The organism is Alteromonas sp. AWJ4_199 (assembly GCF_056159165.1).
Genome location: NZ_JBSWUR010000001.1, coordinates 895,697 through 917,341 on the forward strand (window position 1 = coordinate 895,697; position 21,645 = coordinate 917,341).

The following is a 21,645-nucleotide window of genomic DNA, read 5'->3' on the forward strand; positions in this document are numbered from 1 at the left end:
TTTTATTTTTACCCGTTAAATAAAAGAACAAAGGCTGGTGTAGTACCAGCCTCGCAGTCGTCGGTCGCCTTAACCTAAACGGTAGTTTGGCGCTTCTTTGGTAATGCTTACATCATGCACGTGACTCTCGCCCATTCCGGCTGAAGTTACGCGCACAAATTGAGCCTTGGTATTGAGCTCTTCAATGGTGGCGCAGCCCGTTAAGCCCATGGCTGAGCGCAAGCCGCCCATTTGCTGATGGATAATATTAGCAATTGGACCTTTGTACGCTACGCGACCTTCAATACCTTCCGGTACGAGTTTTTCTGCGTTATCAGAATCTTGGAAGTAACGGTCTGATGAACCGTGGCTTTGATCCATAGCGCCTAGTGAGCCCATGCCGCGATAAGACTTGTAGTAACGACCTTGGAAAAGTTCAACTTCCCCTGGCGCTTCTTCGGTACCCGCTAGCATGCTGCCAACCATCACGCAGCTTGCGCCAGCAGCTAATGCCTTAGCAATGTCACCAGAAAAACGAATACCGCCGTCAGCAATAACTGGGATATCTGTATCTTTTAGTGCTTCTACTGCATCTGATACCGCAGTAATTTGAGGCACACCGCAACCGGTTACGATACGGGTAGTACAAATTGAACCAGGGCCAATACCCACTTTAACAGCATCTACGCCGGCATCGGCAAGTGCTTTCGCGCCATCGCCCGTGGCTACGTTACCCGCAATAATTTGTACATCAGGATAGTCTGCACGTACCTTTTTCACGCGATCAATAACGCCTTGTGAGTGACCGTGAGAGGTATCGATAAGTAGAACGTCAACGCCTGCATCTACAAGTAGTGCAATACGTTCGTCAGTGCCAGGGCCAACGCTTACCGCAGCACCAACACGAAGGCGACCAAGCGAGTCTTTACATGCGTTAGGCTTGTTTTCTGCTTTCTGGAAGTCTTTAACGGTGATAAGGCCTGTAAGCTTAAACGCGTCGTCAACGACAAGAATTTTCTCAATGCGGTGCTCGTGCATAAGGTCTAACACCACATCAGAGCTTGCACCTTCTTTAACGGTAACCAGATCATCCTTACCGGTCATTACGTTTCTAATAGGCAAATTCAAACGCTTTTCAAAGCGAAGATCGCGGCCTGTCACAATACCAATTAGGTTATTATCTTTGTCAGTCACCGGGAAGCCGGAGTAACCAAGACGCTTAGAAAGCGCGATAACTTCACCAATGGTCGCATTCTCTTCAACCGTTACCGGGTCAGATACCACACCACTTTCGTATTTCTTAACTTCACGTACGTGTTTGGCTTGCTCTTCGGGCTTCATGTTTTTATGAATGAAACCAATACCACCCTCTTGGGCTAGCGCAATAGCTAGACGGGCTTCAGAAACCGTGTCCATGGCAGCAGACACCATTGGAATATTTAACGTTACGCCACGCGTAAGACGCGTTTGTAAGTTTGCTGTGTGAGGGAGGACGGTCGAGTGGCCGGGAACCAGCAACACATCGTCGAACGTCAGGGCTTCTTGGATGATACGTAGCATGCAACAACACCTATTCAGTTGAGGGTTAATTGCGGCGCAATTGTAGTGTTTTTTAGTTTTCAGGTAAACTCTAAATGTATTAAACCCAGTGATTTTTTTTATGTTTACAAATTCGCCATCTACGTCTCGACAAATTTTAACAGTTACCAAGCTAAATCGCTTAGCCAGAACCGTATTAGAAGGCGAAATTGGCCTTATCTGGCTATCGGCTGAAATATCCAATTTTGTGGCAGCGGCTTCTGGACATTGGTATTTCACGCTGAAAGATAACAAAGCGCAAGTGCGCGCGGCCATGTTCAAGGGTTCAAACCGCAACGTTCGTATTCGCCCTAAAGAAGGCGACAAAATTTTAGTCCGCGCATCAGTAGGGCTTTACGAAGCGCGCGGTGACTATCAACTCGTCGTTGAACATATGGAAAGCGATGGTGAAGGTGCGCTTAAGCAAGCGTTCGAAGCCTTAAAGTTCAAGCTCAACAATGAAGGCTTGTTCGATACTGCTAATAAGCGCCCGTTACCAGAGCGTATTAACCGCATTGGCGTAATAACCTCATCAAGTGGCGCTGCGCTTCACGATGTATTGAGTGTATTAGAGCGACGAAGCCCGCAAACTGAAGTCATTGTATATCCATCGATGGTACAGGGTGAGACCGCTCCTCAGCAATTAATTAATGCCTTGAGAACGGCTAACAGACGCGCAGAAGTCGATGTAATATTACTCACAAGAGGCGGTGGTTCATTAGAAGACTTGTGGGGTTTTAATGACGAAAGCCTAGCAAGAGAAGTCGCTGCAAGTGCCCTTCCCATAGTTAGCGCCGTAGGCCATGAGGTAGACTTCACCATTAGTGACTTCGTCGCCGATGTTCGCGCCCCTACCCCATCTGCTGCTGCCGAAATCTTAAGTCAGGATTCTGCCGCTCTTTACCAAACGCTAAGTCAGCAAAAACAACGCTTAACACGAGCAATACATCAGTACCTTCAAACGAGTAAACAACAGCTTGTTTTAAAGAAACAACGGCTAAATGCGTTGCATCCACAAAGCCGTATTCAAGCGCAGTGGCAAACGTTAGACCGGCTTCAGCTTCGCTTGACGCATAAAATGCAAAATGATTTAGCAAAAGCAGAGAAGCAACTACACACGCTGGCGTCTAAACTAAGCCATCAATCACCATCGGCAAACGTAGCGCGTGCAAAAGATAAACTTAACTACGCGAATACCAAGCTTATCTCAGGTATGAATACACTTATAAAAGGCAAGAAAAGTGAACTTGGCAGTAAAGTAGGCCTCTTACAATCCGTAAGCCCTCTTTCGACACTTTCCCGTGGTTACAGCATTACGCTTACCGAAAAAGCAGCAGTAAATAGCGTGGAAAAAGTTGAAATAGGTGATGAAATAAAAACACGAGTGACTGACGGTGAAATAACCAGTACAGTGACGAACATTCAGCGGCAATAGGCGGCTTTTTATATTATGCCCGTTAGTGCAAAAATCTTTTCATTTTACGCTTTTCAGCTGCGGGCTCGTGTGTTGTTTTGCAAACTATTTCAGGGCGTTGATAAGCCAGTATCTACGCTGCCTCTTTGCTTATTTATAGCAGTCTATTTTTCTAATCACGCTTGGGCAGCTTCAGTAAACCAAGGCGTTGCTGTTTTCTCTACCTACCCAAGCGAAGATTTACTTGAAACCTGCAATGAACAGCGAGAAACAAATAGCCTCAGACCTAATTTCGTAAGCGACAGCACTTTATGCCAAGAAGATGCTATTTCTCCAGAGAATTTCATCAAAGAACTCATTGAATCCGGGAAGTTTGACAATCTTTTACCCTATACAGAGGGAAATGACTACGAACTGCTTATCGCTAATGTGGGTGCTGCGCTGGGTGTGCACAAACAAAATGCGAAACAATTCGCGGAATTTACGCTACAGTGGCGGGGCATTGAAATTGATTCTTCGGCGTTTGAAATCACAGTAGAAAACAGTGATACCAATTTAAATGGGAAACAAGATACTGAGAATAATGCACGTTTGCTGGTATCTCGCTGGCTTGAACACGTAAAGCATAAACAAATATTTACCAGCGAGTTCTTGTTTGATGCCCTTGAAGCAAGTAATTATAGCTCGGCGATGCAAGTTCCGGAAACCGTCGGTGACTTTACTAAACTAGACACCCAGCTTTTTTCAGACCCATTTAGCGGTGCAATTACTCGTTATATACACCCAAACTTCGAAGACGCTTTGGTCGACGTGACCGTCTACCCATTTTTGGCGCAGCTTTCTTCAGAGGAAAGCGAGCTATTGCCACAGGAATTAGAAAGCGACTTAAAGAAAGCATCGGTTACAGCAGAGTCACAGCAGTTAATTTTATCTTCAATCAGTCCAGCATCTCCTTATACAGTAAACGATAAGCTTTCTGGCTGGAGGCTGGGTTTAAGTGCAAATTCAGAAACATCACCAACAATCTTCGCAACTACCTATGTATTCAGACAACAAGACAAGATAGTTAAAGTGTCTACCACCTTCCCTCCTGATTTCTCAGACACTATCGTCAATCAGCTAATCATTAAGGTTGAAGTACCGCAAGAGTCTGAAATGATGAAAAAGGTTCGCACCCTGCTTTTGGGAGGTCAGCGCTAGGCTTTTTTCACTCTGTTACGTTTAGTAAACGATAAATTCAGCTTTGGTCTTTTTTCTATATCACTGCTGAGAATATAAATCTTTCTCTGTTCCTGAGGTTTGTATCTGTCAAACCAGTTGTACATTTGATTTTTTTGAAGTGCTGGGGAGTTATTAAATAATTTTTGTACTGACAAAATGACGTCCACTTTCAGTTGCTACAGTGCATTTTCCTTAGGTTGAGGTAAATTTGTTTGCAAAAAAGGTTCCAACACTTGCCCTCAAAGCAATGCTTTATTTTTAAAGGGGCGAGACGCTATTGCAAAAAGTGGTGAGCAATGAAAAGTTATGAATAGCGTAGAGTCTACAACTAAATTGTAATTGTGTCTTAGCTAAAGGGAGAGGAAGAGAGATTCAAGACGCTATTTCAATTGAACGAGAAATAGCGCCTAAATTTTTAGAGGTGCTTGTGAGGTTTACTTTTTGTCTTTGTAGTAAGACATCATACGGCGACGTTTGCGCTGCTGCGCCAAGGTCAGATTAGCTTTTTTACCCTCAAACGGGTTACTACCCTCTCTGAATTCAATCTTGATAGGCGTGCCCATAATCTCTAGCGCTCTTCTGAAATAGTTCATCAAGAAGCGTTTGTACGAACTCGGAAGATCGTCAACCTGATTGCCGTGAATGACAATAACGGGCGGGTTATAGCCACCTGCGTGAGCATACTTCATTTTCACCCGACGACCGCGAACAAGCGGTGGCTGATGATCGTCCTGTGCCATTTCCATAATTTGAGTAAGCAACGCTGTGTTAATACGTTTGGTCGCACTCATATAAGCTTCTTGCACTGATTCGAACAGGTTCCCCACACCCGAGCCATGAAGCGCCGAAATAAAATGAATACGGGCAAAGTCGACAAAGCCCAAGCGACGATCCATTTCACGCTTTATGTCGTCTTTCACATCAGTGCTCAGCCCATCCCACTTATTTACAGCCACAACTAGCGAGCGCCCTGAATTTAAAACAAAACCGAGTAAGCTTAAATCTTGATCAGTAATACCTTCTCTGGCATCGATAACTAAGAGTACGACGTTTGCTTCTTCAATTGCTTGAAGGGTTTTTACAATAGAGAACTTCTCTACGGCTTCACTGATCTTTCTGCGCTTTCTTACACCTGCAGTATCTATAAGAATGTATTCACGCTCGTCCCTTTCCATAGGAATATAAACGCTATCGCGAGTTGTACCCGGCATATCATAAACAACAACCCGCTCTTCACCTAAGATGCGGTTTGTTAGTGTTGATTTACCTACGTTTGGCTTTCCTACAATAGCTAGCTTAATAGGCAACTCTTGTAAACGCTGACGCTGAGCTTCGGCATCTTCTTCTTCCTCTGGCTCTTCGTCGACGATTTCCATGTCTGGAAAATCTGCTTCCAGTGGCTTCAGAGCGTCCTGTAGTAACTGGCTAACGCCACGGCCATGGGCCGCTGCAATTTGCTTTATCTCGCCTAAACCTAAAGAGTAAAATTCTGCGCTTTCACTATCGCCGTCGATACCGTCAACTTTGTTCGCTACAACAAACACTTTTTTGTTTATACGTCTTAGGTGATCAGCAATGCCGTGGTCAGCCGGTAACATACCTGCTCTTGCATCGACTAAAAACAGCACCACATCAGCCTCTTCAATAGCGAGTAAAGACTGCTGTGCCATTTCAGCATCAATACCTTCTTCATCACCTGTAATACCGCCGGTATCAACAACAATGAACTGGCGCTTTTCAAACTTCGCTTGGCCGTATTTACGGTCGCGAGTCAACCCAGGGTAGTCTGCAACAAGTGCATCACGGGTATTAGTAAGGCGATTAAACAAGGTTGATTTGCCAACATTAGGGCGGCCAACCAAAGCAACAACGGGTAACATTTATCAGATCCTAAGGGTCATGAAAGCTAAAAAAGCACAAGCCACATCCACCATGTAATCAAGCAACGTTTGGGAAGTTTATGCTCTAACGATTAAGAATTCGTGATGAGGCTTTTAAGAATGGGCGCATTATACCTTGTTCACTACCTAATACCAATCCGCATAGATAATTGCCCACTCAGCGAGAATTAAAATGTTCGAAATCACGGCGTGTTACCGCAGGTATAGTGGCTCTAAATCAAGGTAAAGATATTCATGCCAAACTACGGCAAACTATGAATAAAATAATAAATAAAAAGGGCGTTTTAGGTCACACCTTAAACGCCCTTAAAAGGATGTATTAAATTATGAAGAGCTAGTTTGGCGCGCGTACTGAAACTACTTCGCCATTTCTTGTTACAGCAATAATATTACCGTCAACATTCAGCGGCGCTGCGAAAATAGCGTCGTCTTCGTCGTCGCCGCCCACATCTAGTCGAGCCACCACTTCACCAGATTCTTGTTCTATCCAGTGTAAGAAGCCCCAATTATCACCTACTACAATATGCTCGCCCACTGGGGTCGCTGCAGTTAACGAACGCTGTTTAAGCAGCCCTTGAGACCATAGCTCTACGCCATTTCGTCTATCAAGGGCATAAACGTTAGAGTTGTTGTCTACAACAAAAATACGGTTGCCATCGATATTCAGGTTGCGGAATGATGCATATTCACGCTTCCAAATAACGCGACCTGAACGAAGCTCTACAGCGGCCAATGTGCCGTTATAAGAAACGGTGTAAATAGTCCCGCCGTAAAGAACTGGGGTAGTATCAATATCGACAATACGTTCAAGTTCTGTCGCGCCAGAAGGCGTTCCAATGACTGTTTCCCACGCGAGCACACCAGTTTCAATAAGGTTTACTTGAATTTTACCGGTCGGGGTACCCACGATAGCGCCGCCGTTTGAAGCAATGGGGCCAGAAATACCGCGAAGCGTTAACGGGGGCGTATCGCCTTCGTGTCTCCACATTTGCTCGCCGGTACGAGTATTAAAGCCAAACAAACTTCCAGCGCCTGTGTTGACCACAAGGATCCCTTCATCAGCAGCTGGGGCTGCAAGAATTTCTCCAGGTACCGTCGCTTCCCACACAAGCTCACCTGTTTCTGCGTCCATTGCCGCTACATAGCCATTTTCAGTACCGATGAATACATGTCTATCTGCAACAGAAATACCGCCAATACGGGCTGTTTCACCACTTTGCCATAGCTTGGTGATTGAACTCATCATGCCTTCAGAACGAAACTGTGCGAAGTCTTTTTCCCACAACACCTTTCCTGTATCAGGCTCCATCGCGACAACAGTGCCATGACGATCAGCAGCAAAAAGCTTGTCATAAGCATATACAGGGCGCAGACGTGAGAAGTAATGGTCTACACCATCACCAATATCACGGTCCCACACTAATTCAGGAGTAAACTTAGCTTCAATCGGCTTTAAACGACGAATTTCCAGTTCTTCTTCATCTGCAAACCAGTCTGAAATCGTAGAGCAGCCAGACATTGTGATAGACGCTGCCAGTGCCATACCTATCGTGCGAGCAAATCGACCTTTACGGCCACACGTGTTGTGAAACAAATTGCGTACCTCTTTATTATTTACACCAGCCCAATGGGCATCGCTTACTGTGCAGCAGAAACCGACAGGTTATCTAACTTCATCTGTAAAAGCGGATTGTTGGCATTTTTTTCTAACGCATTTGAATAAGCTAAACGAGCATCGTCAAACTTGCCTTGTTTTTGATACACATCGCCTTTTAGTTCAGAAACCTCTGCTGCAAATGCGTCGTTAGTAACATTGCTAAGCGTAGACAACGCCGCATCAAGCTGGTTCATTTCAATTTGCACCCGAGATAAACGAAGCGACGCAAGCACCTTCATTTCATCGTTTTCAGCAAAGGTAACAACGCTATTTAGGTGCGAAGCAGCAGCGTCTAAATCGCCTGCTTCTACCGCCTGCTTAGCCGCAAGAAGGCTGGCAATGCTCGCATATCCGCTATCTTTATTTTCTTCGATGAAGGCCTTAACTTTCGCGTCACTTCCTTCGGTGCCAAATGTTTCTACCGCATTTTGATAGGCAACCGATGCAGCTTCTTTATTTTCAATTTGCGCTTCAGAATACGCTCTCCAGCCCCATAGGCCGCCTAAACCTAGCGCAGCGCCAACGATAATAGCTGTACCGTGCTCTTTCCAAAAACGCTTAATCGCTTCTACTTGTTGTTCTTCTGTTGCGAACTGTTCCATGATGTCCTCTATTTATTTTGCGCTCAGCATCTCTGCAACCTTATCAGATAAGGCATCAAAGCTGACCGTAACTTGTTCTTGACCGTCGCGCATTGGTTTAACACCCACTTCGCGAGACTGCATTTCATCATTACCTAAAAGCAGCGCCAAACGTGCGCCCGTTTTATCTGCACGTTTCAATTGTTTCTTAAAGTTTCCGCCGCCACAATGCATCATAATGCGAGTATTGGGAAGCGTATTTCGAAGATGTTCCGACACTTCAATAGCATACGACTGCGCTTCATCACCCATTGCGGTTACATATACGTCGGCAAAGCTCGTATCCTGACCTTCTTCGGTTAGTGTTGTCAGCAACAGTACCAAACGCTCAATGCCCATAGCAAAGCCTACCGCAGGTGTCGCTTTACCGCCTAGCTGCTCTACTAAACCATCGTAACGACCGCCAGCACATACTGTACCTTGTGCACCTAGGCTATCGGTAACCCATTCAAACACAGTACGATTGTAATAATCTAACCCGCGTACTAAACGAGGATTTATTTCGAACTCGATGCCTGCTTGGGTTAAGCGTGAACACAGCGTATCAAAGTGTGCTTTAGATTCTTCATCGAGGTGATCGATTAGCGCTGGCGCATCGGCAATAGCAGCTTGAACATCAGGGTTCTTAGAATCAAGTACGCGAAGAGGATTTGTTTCAAGTCGACGCAATGAATCTTCGTCTAGTTGGTCTGCACGCTCTTTTAAAAATTCAACCAGCGTATCGCGATAGGCCGCACGCGCCTCGTTTGAACCTAAGGTATTTATTTGCAGCTTAACATGCTGTTCGATACCGAACGCTTTCCAAAAACGTGCGCTAAGAAGAATAACTTCTAAATCGATGTCAGGCCCATCCATGCCATAGGTTTCTACACCAAACTGATGGAACTGACGATAGCGACCTTTTTGCGGGCGTTCGTGTCTGAACATGGGCCCCATGTACCACAAGCGCTGCTGCTGGTTGTACAATAAACCGTGTTCATTGCCTGCACGCACACAACTGGCCGTCCCTTCAGGACGCAGCGTTAAACTGTCGCCATTTCTATCTTCGAAGGTATACATTTCTTTCTCAACGATATCGGTCACTTCTCCGATAGAACGTTTGAATAAGTCGGTGCTTTCAACGATGGGTGTGCGTATTTCTTGGTAACCGTAACTCGCCACCGTTTGACGAAGTACAGATTCTACCTTCTGCCATGTACCGGAAATCTCCGGTAGGCAGTCATTCATGCCTCGAATTGCCTGAATAGTCTTAGCCACGTGAAATTCTCATACTGCTAAATAGTGAAAAGCCCCGCATTATAGGGGCTTTGGGAGTAAACAACAATGAACAAAAAATGCCTTAGTCTTTGACTGATACCTGAATTTTATTTTGTTCACTCATACGCGATGCCTTGGCGCGAATTTTAGCTTCTAGCTTATCGACCAAATCATCGTTTGGAAGGCGCTCTTTTACGCGCTTTCCGTCTTCGTAGAGACCACTCATATTGCGCGCACCTGTAAGTCCCAGATCAGACACTTCTGCTTCGCCTGGACCATTAACAACGCAACCAATGATAGACACGTCCATTGGGGTAAGAATATCTTCTAATCGTTGCTCTAGTGCATTTACAGTGCCGATAACATCGAACTCTTGTCTAGAACAGCTCGGGCACGCTATAAAATTAATACCTCGCGAACGAATTCGCAGTGACTTCAAAATATCAAAGCCTACTTTTATCTCTTCTACTGGATCGGCCGCTAGTGAAACACGAAGCGTATCGCCTATACCTTCAGCCAGAAGCATACCAAGACCCACTGCACTTTTAACCGCTCCAGCACGTTGGCCACCAGCTTCAGTAATACCAAGGTGAAGCGGCTGGTCGATTTCTTTTGCGAGCAAGCGGTATGCACCAACAGCAAGAAAAACGTCAGATGCTTTAACACTTACTTTAAACTGGTCGAAATTAAGCTTATCGAGGATGTCTACATGACGCATTGCAGATTCAACCAGCGCCTCTGGCGTGGGCTCACCGTACTTCTCTTGTAGATCTTTTTCTAAAGAACCGCCATTGACACCAATTCGGATAGGAATGTTTTTATCTTTTGCGCAATCGACCACAGAGCGCACACGCTCCATATTACCGATATTGCCAGGATTAATACGCAGGCAATCAACGCCGTATTCAGCAACCTTCAGTGCAATGCGGTAGTCAAAGTGTATATCGGCCACAAGTGGGACATTCACCTGCTTTTTAATTTCTTTAAACGCTTCAGCTGCTTCCATGGTGGGAACAGATACACGAACAATTTCGCCACCCACTGCAACAATACGGTTTATTTGGTCAACAGTCGCCGCAACATCTGTAGTGCGGGTATTTGTCATTGACTGGACAGCAATGGGCGCACCATCACCAATGGGAACGTTACCTACATTTATGCGCGTAGACTTTCTGCGCTTAATAGGGCTTTCTGCAAACATCTAATTACCTATAAAGGAAGTACAAAGCGAGCTGTTCTGCCATTTTGATATGGAGAAATATCAACAGCGTCGCCATTAACTGATATGCGCACATTATCCGGTGCGCCGAGCGTAACTTCAACAGGAGGTGTACCTTGAATTTCCATTACACGTCCTTTTTGCTTTACCCCGTAAGCAATGGCTTCACCAGCCCCGTCTTTAATATTAACCCAGCAGTCATCTTCAAAGGTGAAAATCATTGATATCGGCGCCGCGTTAGCTGGAGTGTTTAGCCCTGTTTCGGCTAACGAATCATTATCGCTTCCTGACCCATTTAACAAAGCAGTTAGGTTGTTACTGTCATCAACTGCACTGTCAGGAGCAGAAATAGCCCCATCGTCCAGGTCACCGCCTTGGGTAAAACCATTATTCTGGTCACTGACATCACTGTTTGCAGCTGCTAATGCAGCGTCATCGAAGCCTGTATTTGAGGCATTATTTATTTTAGGTGAGCCCTGCTCTGCGCCCCCCGTAAGAGGTTTGTCGGACGATTCGCTTTGGAAAGAGTTCGCACCGTCTAAATTTCCGTTTTCTGTGTCATTTTCTGAAGAAATTGATGTGTTTGCTGCCTCTCTCTTTACAGCCTCATTTAAAGGTAGTTCAGAAACTGCATCGTCACTTGGCTGTTGATACCACCAAACGACAACGCCAGCGATGATGAGAAGTAAGATTGCATAAGTCACCATCATCCAACGGTCATCGTGTGTCTGTTTTGCGACACGTTTTGAAAAACTTTGTAGCTTTTCAGATGAAGGCACGGATGTTTGATTGTGAAAGCGTTCAAATGCCTCAATAACCTCATGGGAATTCATACCCAATTGTTTGGCATAATTTCTCACATATCCTTTTGTAAAAGTAACCGATGAGTTAGCATCTATCACATCACTTTCTAACTCATTGATTTGCTTAACCTTTAAAAATAATTTATCGGCAATATCTTGTTGAGACAAACCTAGCGTTTCACGGCGCGCTTTAAGCATTGCCCCTGGACTTGGCGTGTTTTCTTGTTGTTGCGAAGTAACTTCTTGATTCGCGTTTTCTTCTGACACCATTAAACCTTATTCCTCCTGCATACTTGGTGGTACTAACCAAAGTTTCTGACCAGCAATAATAGCGCCAGTATCGCTTAGGTTATTCCACTTCTGCAGTATCGACATTCTGATATTGTACGATGTAGAAATACGATATAAGTTTTCTCCCTCTTTTACTACATGGAATTTGTCACCGTTTAAAGATAATTCAGTACTCTGTTTTTTATCCTCAGCGGTGACAGACTCAATAAGTGGCTTCTCGCCTCCAGTAGTATCGCCTTGAGTTTGCGTATCGTTTTTATCAGCAGTGCTAGGCTCGTTTGCCATAGAATTCATTTGCTGTTGAGTTGCTGTTTGGCTGCGTTGCTCGACCGGTTTTTGGTTACTGCTCATATCGCCCATAGAAGAAGCTTTAACTGTTTTAACGACCTTACGTTGTGTATTTTCTTGCTGAGCAACATAGCGTTTCGTTAATGCACTCTCAGGAAATAGCGAAACCATCATTTCGCCATATCCCGTTGCCTTTGCAATATCCCCTTGGCCTTTAGCTATTTCATAGGCCAACCATAGAGAATCTGGCGTAACTTTAGCAACACGCTCATATTTTCGAAGAGTTGACTCAGCTTGTGCCCACTCGCCAGAAGTCGCGTACAGCTCGCTAAGTAGGAATAAGCTCTTGCCACGGGCAGGTTGATGCTTTAATGCGTCTTGAAAATATTTTATAGCTTCTTCAATTTTACCTTGGCTTTGCGCACACAATGCAAGGTTTTCGTAAGTCTGCGCCGCATTCGAGTAAAGGCGATTATTAATAGCATCGAAGAAATGCTCTTTTGCTTTTTCGTATTCACCATTTTGACACTTGAACGCACCATAGCTATTGGCAATGTCACCATTGTTTGGGGCTAGGTCGATGGCAGTTTCGTAATACTCTTCGGCTCTGCGAATGTCACCTACTAATTGATAGTAATAAGCTACCGCAAACTGAACATCGGCCGACCGCGGGTTTAACGCTAATGCTTTGTCGAGGTTCTGTTTAGCCTGCGTGTAGTTATTGTTTTGAAGATAGGTGAGGCCAAGAGACATACGTGTCTTGGCGGCATCTTCATGATCAAAGTTGCCACCATACTGCCCAGACTGACTGTTACTGACACACCCAGTAACTAACACTACCGCGGTTAATAAACTAACCCTAATTGAAATACGCAATCCCTCTATCATTGTCTTACCCTAATATCTTAATGATTATTGGGCTATTTTTACTGAAATTGCTTCTCCCTTCACCTGTTTTTTTAACAATCTTTTCGTTCTGTCTACCACATCACCCACTAATTGACCGCATGCTGCGTCGATATCATCACCTCGTGTTTTACGCACAACGGTTGTAAACCCATATTCCATAAGCACTTTTGCGAATCTATCAATACGCGAATTGCTTGAACATGTATAAGGCGAACCTGGGTAAGGGTTAAATGGTATTAAGTTTATTTTACTAGGTGTGTCTTTCAATACCTTTGCCAACTGGTGCGCTTGTTCAGTGCTGTCATTAATATTCGATAGCATTACATACTCAACGGTTACGCGTCCTTGGTTAGCTTTAGATTTAGCTAGGTAGCGGCGTACCCCAGCTAAGAATGCTTCGATATTGTATTTCTTATTAACCGGTACAATTTCATTACGCAGTTCGTCGGTGGGCGCGTGTAGCGAAATAGCAAGTGCCACATCAATCTGATCGCCCAGCATATCAAGTGCAGGTACAACACCAGATGTACTCAGCGTAACGCGGCGCTTAGATAGACCGAAACCAAAATCATCTAGCATGATATCCATGGCCGGCACTACGTTTTTAAGATTAAGCAGAGGCTCACCCATGCCCATCATTACTACATTGGTGATTGGGCGTTTGCTTGAGTCTTTAGAAAGACCAAGGAAAGTAGCTACGCGCCATACCTGACCAATAATTTCACTCACACTTAGGTTACGGTTAAACCCCTGTTGCGCGGTTGAACAGAAAGTACACTCTAAGGCACAACCTACCTGTGATGACACGCAAAGCGTTGCTCGGTCAGTTTCAGGGATCCAAACTGATTCTACTTCCTGACCGCCTTCAAGGGTAAGAGCGAACTTGATAGTACCGTCGCTCGCTTCTTGGAAGTAAGCTATTTCAGGTGCTTTAATCTCACAATTTTCAATCAGCATCGCGCGAAGGTTTTTGTTGAGGTTACTCATTTCCTCGAAATCGCTAACACCGTGCTGGTAAATCCATTTCATTACCTGGTCGGCACGAAATGGCTTCTCGCCCATTTCTTTAAAGAAATTGCGCAAGCCTTCGCGATTTAAGTTTAATAAGTTAGTTTTTGCCATGAATAAGATGACCCTTTTACCTTCGAGGGATGCCCCTCTAACTGCTGAATATGGTGTATAAACCAGCGATTCGATTATGTCTTGAGCAACATTTAAGAAAAAGAATTGCGCTGATTAAAATTTGCGCGGATTTTACCACAGATGAGATACGAGAAAAAGTCGATTTAACGCAGAGAAAAGTTAAGTTTGGCAGTGCGCGAGAAGCGTGGTTTAGCTTGCCTAAATGAGCGCCGAGCAAAGCAGCATAAAACGTGCTCAGAAACAAAAACGGGGCCATAAGGGCCCCGTTCTTTCTACATACGTAATCTTAGCGAGTACGTGGGCAGATTTCTTCTTCAGAGAAGAAGTAAGCAATTTCACGTGCTGCTGACTCAGGTGCGTCAGAACCGTGAACTGCGTTTTCGTCGATTGACGCAGCGTAGTCTGAACGTAGTGTACCTGCAGCTGCATCAGCTGGGTTAGTTGCGCCCATGATTTCACGGTTAGCTAGAACAGCGTTTTCGCCTTCTAGTACTTGAACCATAACTGGACCAGACGTCATGAAGTCTACAAGTGCGCCGAAGAAAGGACGCTCTTTGTGTTCTGCATAGAAGCCTTCTGCTTGCTCTTTGCTCATGTGGATCATCTTAGATGCCACAATGCGAAGACCTGCAGATTCGAAACGGTTGTAAATTGCACCGATTACGTTTTTAGCTACCGCATCAGGCTTGATAATCGAAAAAGTACGCTCAAGAGCCATGTTCTCTCTCCAAACAAATTGTGTATGTATCTTTAAATTTTGGCCGCGAATTATAGGCAATTAATAACGGCTTGACCAGCGCCTTTTTAAATCAGGCGTAACGTATTGTTTTTACTTGTAATGTAGTGTCAGGTTAACCCACTAGCTATGACAATATGATGACAGTGTATACATTATTGTGCGAAGGCAGATATTTTAAAGCAATAATATCTGCACTGGCGATAGCTGCTACCGGTGGTTAACGTGAAGTTGGATAACTGACCCAGCAATAAGGTTTTAGGTTTTAGGCGTTAGCTTTTGCAAGCTCTTGAATTTTACCCACGATAGCGCGTAAGCCATTGCCTCGGGTCGGAGTAATATGACGCTCAAGATCTAACGCTTCAAAATAGCCGTCGATATCAAACGCCAAAATATCCTTTGGCGTTTTGTCGTTGTAGGCGGCAAGTACTAACGCTAGTAACCCTTGAACAATAACGGCGTCACTGTCCACATCAAAGTTGATTTTATTACCGTCGTAAGACTCTACCAACCACACGCTACTTTGACATCCTTTTACTAATCGCTCAGGCGTCTTAGCATCTTCTGGTAAACCCGGAATAGATTTTCCTAAGTCAATGATGTACTGATAACGCTGTTCCCAATCGTCGAAGAACGCTAAATCATCAATAATTTCGTCACTGCTAGGTAGTTGCATTGCTATTTCCGTAATTGTGTAAAAAGAATTATAGGTAGGCGGTATATTAACCGCTTAAAAGAACAAACCCGCTTCAAGCTGTGCTTCTTCGCTCATCATATCTCGTGACCAAGCTGGGTCGAAAACCAACTCCACCTTCACGGTTTTAACATGAGGCACCATAGCTACGCGATACTCCACATCACCGACTAAAACTGGCCCCATACCACAGCCCGGTGCTGTAAGCGTCATATCGATATTTACGGCACCTGATGCTTGATCAATATTTACCTTATAGATAAGGCCTAGCGATACAAGGTTGATGGGGATTTCAGGGTCATAGATAGTTTCTAAAGCATCCCACACTTGCTGCTCACTGATGTTCCCATCTTCGGGCGCGTCAAAGCTTAGCGTCATGGCTTTACGGCCAATAGCACCAGCATCTGTACCATCAATTCGATACATATTACCACGCCAAGTCACGGTGTAGTTACCACCTAGCTCTTGCGTGATATTAACAAACTCACCTTCGGGTATAACGGTGGGATTGCCTGCAGGAACCAAACGTGCTTTACATTCACGCTCGGTGGTCACCATTTTTTGCTTCATAAACGACTTTGTACTCTTGGTAATACTCGTTGTGGGCTATGAACGCAAGCGTTAGCCTACGTTGAAGCTCTCGCCACACCCACATTCATCAACCACGTTAGGGTTGTTGTACTTGATGATGCCATTCACACCTTCAGTCACGTAATCAATTTCTGTATTACGCAAAAGGTCTGTTGCATCGGCTGCGACAGCCACATTTACAATAGGAGAAATCTCTACAATTTCATCCCCTGCTTGTGCGCCATCAGCGAAGTCAAGCACGTATGCATAACCGGTGCAGCCGCTTACTTTTGTTGATAAACGAATTAACTGACCAGGCTTGTCTTTAAGCTTACTTTCGAAATGCTTAACGGCACTGTCAGTTAGCGTAATGAGCTTTGTACTAGGTACGAAAGTTTCAACACTCATAATGCCTCCTTAGGCCAACATCATTTTTGCTTTCTTAAGCGCAGCGAACAAGCTGTCTACTTCTTCAAGCGTATTATAAATTGAGAACGACGCACGGGCAGTACCCGGAATACCAAAGCGTTTCATTAGCGGTTGTGCACAGTTATCACCTGTACGAATTGCCACGCCTTGTCTATCCAGAATAAAGCCTACGTCCGCAGGGTGAGCGCCATCAAGTAAGAAGCTCAGCACCCCTACTTTATTAGGTGCAGTACCGATGATACGCATGCCGTCAAGCGCTTCGGCTTGCTCGGTAGCGTAGGCAAGCAGCTTCTGCTCGTGCTCGTGTAATGCTTTTACATCAAGGGCACTAAACCAATCTACCGCAGCGCCCATACCAATGGCACCTGCAATGTTTGGCGTGCCTGCTTCTAAGCGGTTTGGTAATGCACCCCATGTGGCTTCATGGTAAGTCACATCTTTGATCATCTCGCCGCCTACCTGCCATACTGGCCAGGTTTCAAGCACTTCTTTTTTGCCCCACAAGCAGCCGATACCCGTTGGACCGAATAGCTTGTGTCCTGAAAATACGTAAAAGTCACAACCAATATCTTGTACGTCAACGCCCCCGTGAGCAATGCCCTGAGCACCATCGACTAGCACCCATGCGCCAACTGCTTTCGCTTTTTGGGTAAGTGTCTTAATTGGATTAACCGTTCCTAACGCATTCGATACATGAGGAAAAGCCACCAGCTTAGTGTTTTCAGACAGCAATCTGTCGAACGCTTCAACATCAAGCTCACCGCTATCGAAAATAGGCACAACGTTTAACGTTGCCCCCGAGCGGCGGCAAGCTTGCTGCCAAGTCACTAAGTTAGCGTGGTGCTCCAGCTCGGTCACCATCACTTCATCGCCTTCAGTAAGTAGCTGACTTAAACCATTAGCGACAATATTAATAGCTTCGGTGGTACCGGCAGTCCAAATGACTTCTTCGCGAACGTTAGCGTTAATAAACGTAGCAACGCTGGTACGTGCATTTTCGTAGCGGCGCGTGGCTTCATCGGATAAATGATGCGCTCCGCGGTGCACGTTTGCGTTCGTACCCGTGTAAAAATCTACCAAGGCGTCAATCACCGCCTGTGGTTTTTGTGTTGTTGCCGCGTTATCGAGGTATACTAGCGGTTTGCCGTCTACCGTTTTCGATAAAATAGGAAACTGGGCACGAAGTGCTGCAACGTCTAAACTCATTTCACCTCCATCTGGGCAAAACGCTCGCTCAAGATAGGCGCAAGCCACTCACGTACTGCTACGTTTGGCACATCGTTGATAAGCTCTTGGATAAAACCGAAGTTCAGCATAACTAGTGCTTTACTACGCGAAATACCACGAGTAAGCATGTAATACAGCGCTTCTTCTTCAATCTCTGCCACAGTCGCACCATGGGCACATTTCACGTCGTCAGCATAAATCTCTAGTTCAGGCTTGGTGTTAATGACGCCTCGGCGAGATAGCAATAGATTGCGGTTGTTAAGCTCAGCAAGTGTTTTTTGCGCGTCACGATGAATATGAATGCGACCATTGAACACGGCACGTGCTTTATCGCCTACTATCCCGCGCGCGTTTTCTTCTGTTGTACCATTAGGCATCGCGTGCTCAATGGTTGAGTGAAGGTCGAATAGCTCACCTTCTGCTAGAAGATAAATAGCGTTCATTTTCGCGTCAGCGAACTCACCTGCGTGGTGAATATCTACGTCTAAACGAGATAGCTCACTGCCATAGCCCACCATAGTGCTGTTAAGCGTAGTGCGGTTATGCAGTTTAAAGTGGCTACCGCCTAGCTGCTTTGCTTTGCCAGTAAACATGGCAAAACGATAGTGCTCTAGGTGAGCATCATCCGCCAAATCATATTCAGCAAACGCTGTGGTTAAACTTTCCGTATCGCCAAAACCTTGCTCGATAACAGTGGCGCTTGCACCTTCTGCCACCTTCACTACTACACGCGTGTGAGCATCGACATTTTGTGAAGCCATGTTCACGATACGTACCGGCGTGTCGATTTTCACGCCTGCGTCAACACTAATAAATATACCGTGCTGGCAAAGCGCGTCATTCACCAAACCAAACATATGACGGGTTGGCTTAACTTGACCGTAAACGCTGCTGATCGCTTGCTGCGTAGCCGAATCATCAGTATTGAGCGACGTGATTGTCATGCCAGCAGGCACGTCCAAGGTGTTTACTTGCGTTACCAATACACCATCAACAAAAATCAAGTCGATAGCATTCAGGTTTTCTATTGCTGGAACTGGCAGGCTGTCTGCTTGAACAGCTTGTTTCGCTTCACGCTTTTCTACAGGCGTGAGCGGCGTAAAACGCCAGCTCTCGCTTCTACGCGCTGGCCAGCCGTCAGCTTTTAACTGTGTTAAGGCCTGTTGACGCACGGGCGATAAATAATCGTCGCGCTGTGCGCTATCAATGACCTGTTCTAGCCATTGACTCATGCCTCAGCCTCCTCGTACGCCTTACCTAAAAATGCATAACCGCTCTTCTCTACTTCTAGTGCAAGTGAAGCGTCACCGCTTTTCACGATTTTGCCGTCAGCAAGAATGTGCACAAAGTCAGGCTTAATGTAGTCAAGAAGACGCTGATAGTGAGTAACAACGATGAAGCTACGCTCACCGTCGCGTTGGCTGTTAACGCCATCTGCAACAACCTGCAATGCATCAACGTCAAGACCTGAATCTGATTCATCTAGAATGCAAAGCTTTGGCTCTAGCAAAATCATTTGCATGATTTCGTTACGCTTCTTCTCACCACCAGAGAAACCTTCGTTCACACCACGCTTTAGGAAGTCTAGTGGAAGTTGAACTTGCTTACAGGCTTCTTTAGCTTTTTTAAGGAACTCAGCAGCCGACAGAGGCTCTTCGCCACGCTCTTCGCGCATAGCGTTTACCGACTCTTTCATGAATTCCATATTGCTTACACCAGGAATTTCAACTGGGTATTGGAACGCAAGGAAAAGACCTTCACGAGCACGCTCTTCCACTTCAAGTTCAAGCAAGTCTTTGCCGTTTAGCGACGCTTCGCCTTCGCTAACTTCATAACCGTCACGGCCAGATAGCACGTAACCTAGTGTACTTTTACCGGCTCCGTTGGGGCCCATGATAGCGTGTACTTCACCAGGTTTAACTTCAAGGTTAAGACCTTTAATGATGTTTTTCTCTTCCACGCTGGCATGTAAATTCTTGATACTAAGCATTGATTACCCCACTGAACCTTCAAGACTAATTTCGAGCAGCTTGCCGGCTTCTACGGCAAATTCCATTGGCAGCTCTTTGAATACTTCTTTACAGAAACCGTTAACAATCATAGAAACGGCTTTCTCTGTGTCTAAGCCACGTTGCTGACACAAAAATAATTGTTCGTCGCTCACCTTCGATGTTGTTGCTTCGTGCTCAACAATAGCGGAAGGATTACGGCTTTCGATATACGGGAACGTATGCGCGCCACACTTGTCACCGATAAGTAACGAGTCACACTCGGTGAAGTTACGTGCACCGTCTGCACGCGGGCCCATTTGGACTAAACCACGATAGGCGTTATTGCTGTTACCCGCTGAAATACCTTTAGAGATGATGGTCGACTTAGTATTTTTACCCACGTGAATCATCTTAGTACCGGTATCAGCCTGCTGACGACCGCGAGTTAGCGCTACTGAGTAGAATTCACCTACACTGTTGTCGCCTTTAAGTACACAGCTTGGGTACTTCCACGTAACCGCAGAGCCCGTTTCAACCTGTGTCCAAGATATTTTTGCATTGGTATGTGCTACACCACGTTTAGTCACGAAGTTGTAGATACCGCCTTTACCGTTCTCGTCGCCTGGATACCAGTTTTGTACCGTTGAGTACTTAATTTGGGCATCGTCCATCGCAACAAGCTCTACCACTGCCGCGTGCAGCTGGTTCTCATCGCGTTGCGGAGCAGTACAACCTTCAAGGTAGCTTACGTAGCTGCCTTCATCAGCAACAATCAAGGTACGCTCGAACTGACCCGTGTTCATTTCGTTTATTCGGAAATAAGTAGAAAGCTCCATTGGGCAACGTGTGCCTTTTGGAATATAAACAAATGAACCATCAGTAAATACGGCGCTGTTTAGCGCGGCGAAATAGTTGTCTGTGCGCGGAACTACCGATCCGATGTATTTCTTTACAAGGTCTGGGTATTTCTGAACTGCTTCAGAAATTGGGCAAAAGATCACGCCCGCTTCTTCAAGCTTATCGCGGAACGTCGTAACAACCGATACAGAATCGAATACTGCGTCTACAGCAACGCCTGCCAGCATCTCCTGCTCATGCAGTGGAATACCCAATTTTTCATAGGTACGAAGTAGCTCAGGATCCACTTCATCTAGCGACTTAGGCTTGTCTTTCATACTCTTTGGTGCCGAGTAATAAGAAATGGCCTGATAATCGATTTTTGGATAGTCGACATGCGCCCAATCTGGCTCTTCCATTTCTAGCCATGCATGATAAGACTTCAAACGCCATTCAAGCATCCATTCAGGCTCGTTTTTCATTGCTGATATGCGGCGGATAACCGACTCGTCCAGGCCGCTTTCAAACGTTTCTGATTCGATTTCTGAATAGAAACCTGCATCATACTTTCTTTCTAACGCCTGTTCGATCTGTTCACTCATGTTGGGATCTCACTTGTTTGCCTGCATTTGCTGCCACTATTCTTTCTACTCAACCGGCGAATAAATTACCCCACGGTCTTGGTAATTTATGTAAATCTTCAACTTCAACAACTTTATTTAGTTAGGTTTATCCCCCACAAAATTGTTGAAACTGCCAGTTACATGCGGACAGCCTAAAATTTTTGGTGCCGTAGTATATAATACCCGACTATTTCACTCAAATATTCAGCCACTAATTTATGGCTACTAAGGGGTTTT

General features: G+C 45.3%; 19 protein-coding genes. 2 read left to right on the plus strand and 17 right to left on the minus strand.

The window, feature by feature from the left end; all coding sequences use genetic code 11:
* Positions 1–69: 69 nt before the first annotated feature.
* Entirely contained in the window at positions 70–1,539 is a 1,470-nt protein-coding gene (guaB, locus tag ACXAER_RS03980; RefSeq protein ID WP_014950158.1) for an IMP dehydrogenase, read from the minus strand.
* A 100-nt stretch (positions 1,540–1,639) separates the two neighbouring features.
* On the opposite strand from guaB, the gene xseA reads away from it, so the two are divergent.
* A complete protein-coding gene (gene xseA, locus ACXAER_RS03985) occupies positions 1,640–2,992 on the plus strand; it encodes an exodeoxyribonuclease VII large subunit (protein WP_474826758.1) in 1,353 nt (450 codons plus the stop codon).
* Between the two features lie 15 nt (positions 2,993–3,007).
* Positions 3,008–4,171, plus strand: a complete 1,164-nt coding sequence (locus tag ACXAER_RS03990; protein WP_474826760.1) for a hypothetical protein — start codon at positions 3,008–3,010, stop codon at positions 4,169–4,171.
* A 455-nt stretch (positions 4,172–4,626) separates the two neighbouring features.
* On the opposite strand, the gene der is transcribed toward ACXAER_RS03990, so the two are convergent.
* From der to sufB, 16 genes are all read right to left on the minus strand, one after another.
* On the minus strand, positions 4,627–6,072 hold the full coding sequence (gene der / locus ACXAER_RS03995; protein ID WP_474826762.1) for a ribosome biogenesis GTPase Der: 1,446 nt from the start codon (positions 6,070–6,072) through the stop codon (positions 4,627–4,629).
* A 355-nt stretch (positions 6,073–6,427) separates the two neighbouring features.
* Positions 6,428–7,687, minus strand: a complete 1,260-nt coding sequence (gene bamB, locus ACXAER_RS04000) for an outer membrane protein assembly factor BamB (RefSeq protein WP_474826764.1) — start codon at positions 7,685–7,687, stop codon at positions 6,428–6,430.
* A 44-nt stretch (positions 7,688–7,731) separates the two neighbouring features.
* Positions 7,732–8,352, minus strand: coding sequence for a YfgM family protein (locus tag ACXAER_RS04005; RefSeq protein WP_461851744.1), 621 nt, complete (start codon positions 8,350–8,352; stop codon positions 7,732–7,734).
* A 12-nt stretch (positions 8,353–8,364) separates the two neighbouring features.
* On the minus strand, positions 8,365–9,648 hold the full coding sequence (gene hisS / locus ACXAER_RS04010) for a histidine--tRNA ligase (RefSeq protein ID WP_474826767.1): 1,284 nt from the start codon (positions 9,646–9,648) through the stop codon (positions 8,365–8,367).
* Between the two features lie 82 nt (positions 9,649–9,730).
* The gene (ispG, locus tag ACXAER_RS04015; RefSeq protein ID WP_474826769.1) at positions 9,731–10,849 is read right to left on the minus strand and encodes a flavodoxin-dependent (E)-4-hydroxy-3-methylbut-2-enyl-diphosphate synthase; all 1,119 of its coding nucleotides are present in this window, start codon (positions 10,847–10,849) and stop codon (positions 9,731–9,733) included.
* Positions 10,850–10,857: 8 nt separating this feature from the next.
* Positions 10,858–11,940, minus strand: a complete 1,083-nt coding sequence (locus ACXAER_RS04020; protein WP_474826771.1) for a RodZ domain-containing protein — start codon at positions 11,938–11,940, stop codon at positions 10,858–10,860.
* Between the two features lie 6 nt (positions 11,941–11,946).
* Positions 11,947–13,137, minus strand: coding sequence for a type IV pilus biogenesis/stability protein PilW (gene pilW, locus ACXAER_RS04025; protein ID WP_474826773.1), 1,191 nt, complete (start codon positions 13,135–13,137; stop codon positions 11,947–11,949).
* A 24-nt stretch (positions 13,138–13,161) separates the two neighbouring features.
* Complete coding sequence (gene rlmN, locus ACXAER_RS04030; RefSeq protein WP_474826775.1) at positions 13,162–14,280, minus strand: dual-specificity RNA methyltransferase RlmN; 1,119 nt, start codon at positions 14,278–14,280, stop codon at positions 13,162–13,164.
* A 307-nt stretch (positions 14,281–14,587) separates the two neighbouring features.
* Complete coding sequence (ndk, locus tag ACXAER_RS04035) at positions 14,588–15,019, minus strand: nucleoside-diphosphate kinase (RefSeq protein ID WP_012519000.1); 432 nt, start codon at positions 15,017–15,019, stop codon at positions 14,588–14,590.
* Positions 15,020–15,302: 283 nt separating this feature from the next.
* Positions 15,303–15,713, minus strand: coding sequence for a SufE family protein (locus tag ACXAER_RS04040; RefSeq protein ID WP_014999055.1), 411 nt, complete (start codon positions 15,711–15,713; stop codon positions 15,303–15,305).
* Between the two features lie 54 nt (positions 15,714–15,767).
* Positions 15,768–16,301 (minus strand): putative Fe-S cluster assembly protein SufT, encoded by a 534-nt coding sequence (gene sufT, locus ACXAER_RS04045; RefSeq protein ID WP_474826778.1) that lies wholly within the window; start codon positions 16,299–16,301, stop codon positions 15,768–15,770.
* A gap of 51 nt (positions 16,302–16,352) precedes the next feature.
* Positions 16,353–16,709 carry a HesB/IscA family protein gene (locus ACXAER_RS04050; RefSeq protein WP_025255915.1) on the minus strand — a complete coding sequence of 119 codons (357 nt, stop codon included), beginning with the start codon at positions 16,707–16,709 and terminating at the stop codon, positions 16,353–16,355.
* A gap of 9 nt (positions 16,710–16,718) precedes the next feature.
* A complete protein-coding gene (locus ACXAER_RS04055; RefSeq protein WP_474826780.1) occupies positions 16,719–17,936 on the minus strand; it encodes an aminotransferase class V-fold PLP-dependent enzyme in 1,218 nt (405 codons plus the stop codon).
* Entirely contained in the window at positions 17,933–19,189 is a 1,257-nt protein-coding gene (sufD, locus tag ACXAER_RS04060; RefSeq protein ID WP_474826783.1) for a Fe-S cluster assembly protein SufD, read from the minus strand. Before sufD ends, ACXAER_RS04055 begins: the two co-directional genes overlap by 4 nt.
* Positions 19,186–19,947 carry a Fe-S cluster assembly ATPase SufC gene (sufC, locus tag ACXAER_RS04065; RefSeq protein ID WP_334059640.1) on the minus strand — a complete coding sequence of 254 codons (762 nt, stop codon included), beginning with the start codon at positions 19,945–19,947 and terminating at the stop codon, positions 19,186–19,188. Before sufC ends, sufD begins: the two co-directional genes overlap by 4 nt.
* A 3-nt stretch (positions 19,948–19,950) precedes the next feature.
* Positions 19,951–21,387 (minus strand): Fe-S cluster assembly protein SufB, encoded by a 1,437-nt coding sequence (gene sufB / locus ACXAER_RS04070; protein WP_014950176.1) that lies wholly within the window; start codon positions 21,385–21,387, stop codon positions 19,951–19,953.
* Positions 21,388–21,645: the final 258 nt, after the last annotated feature.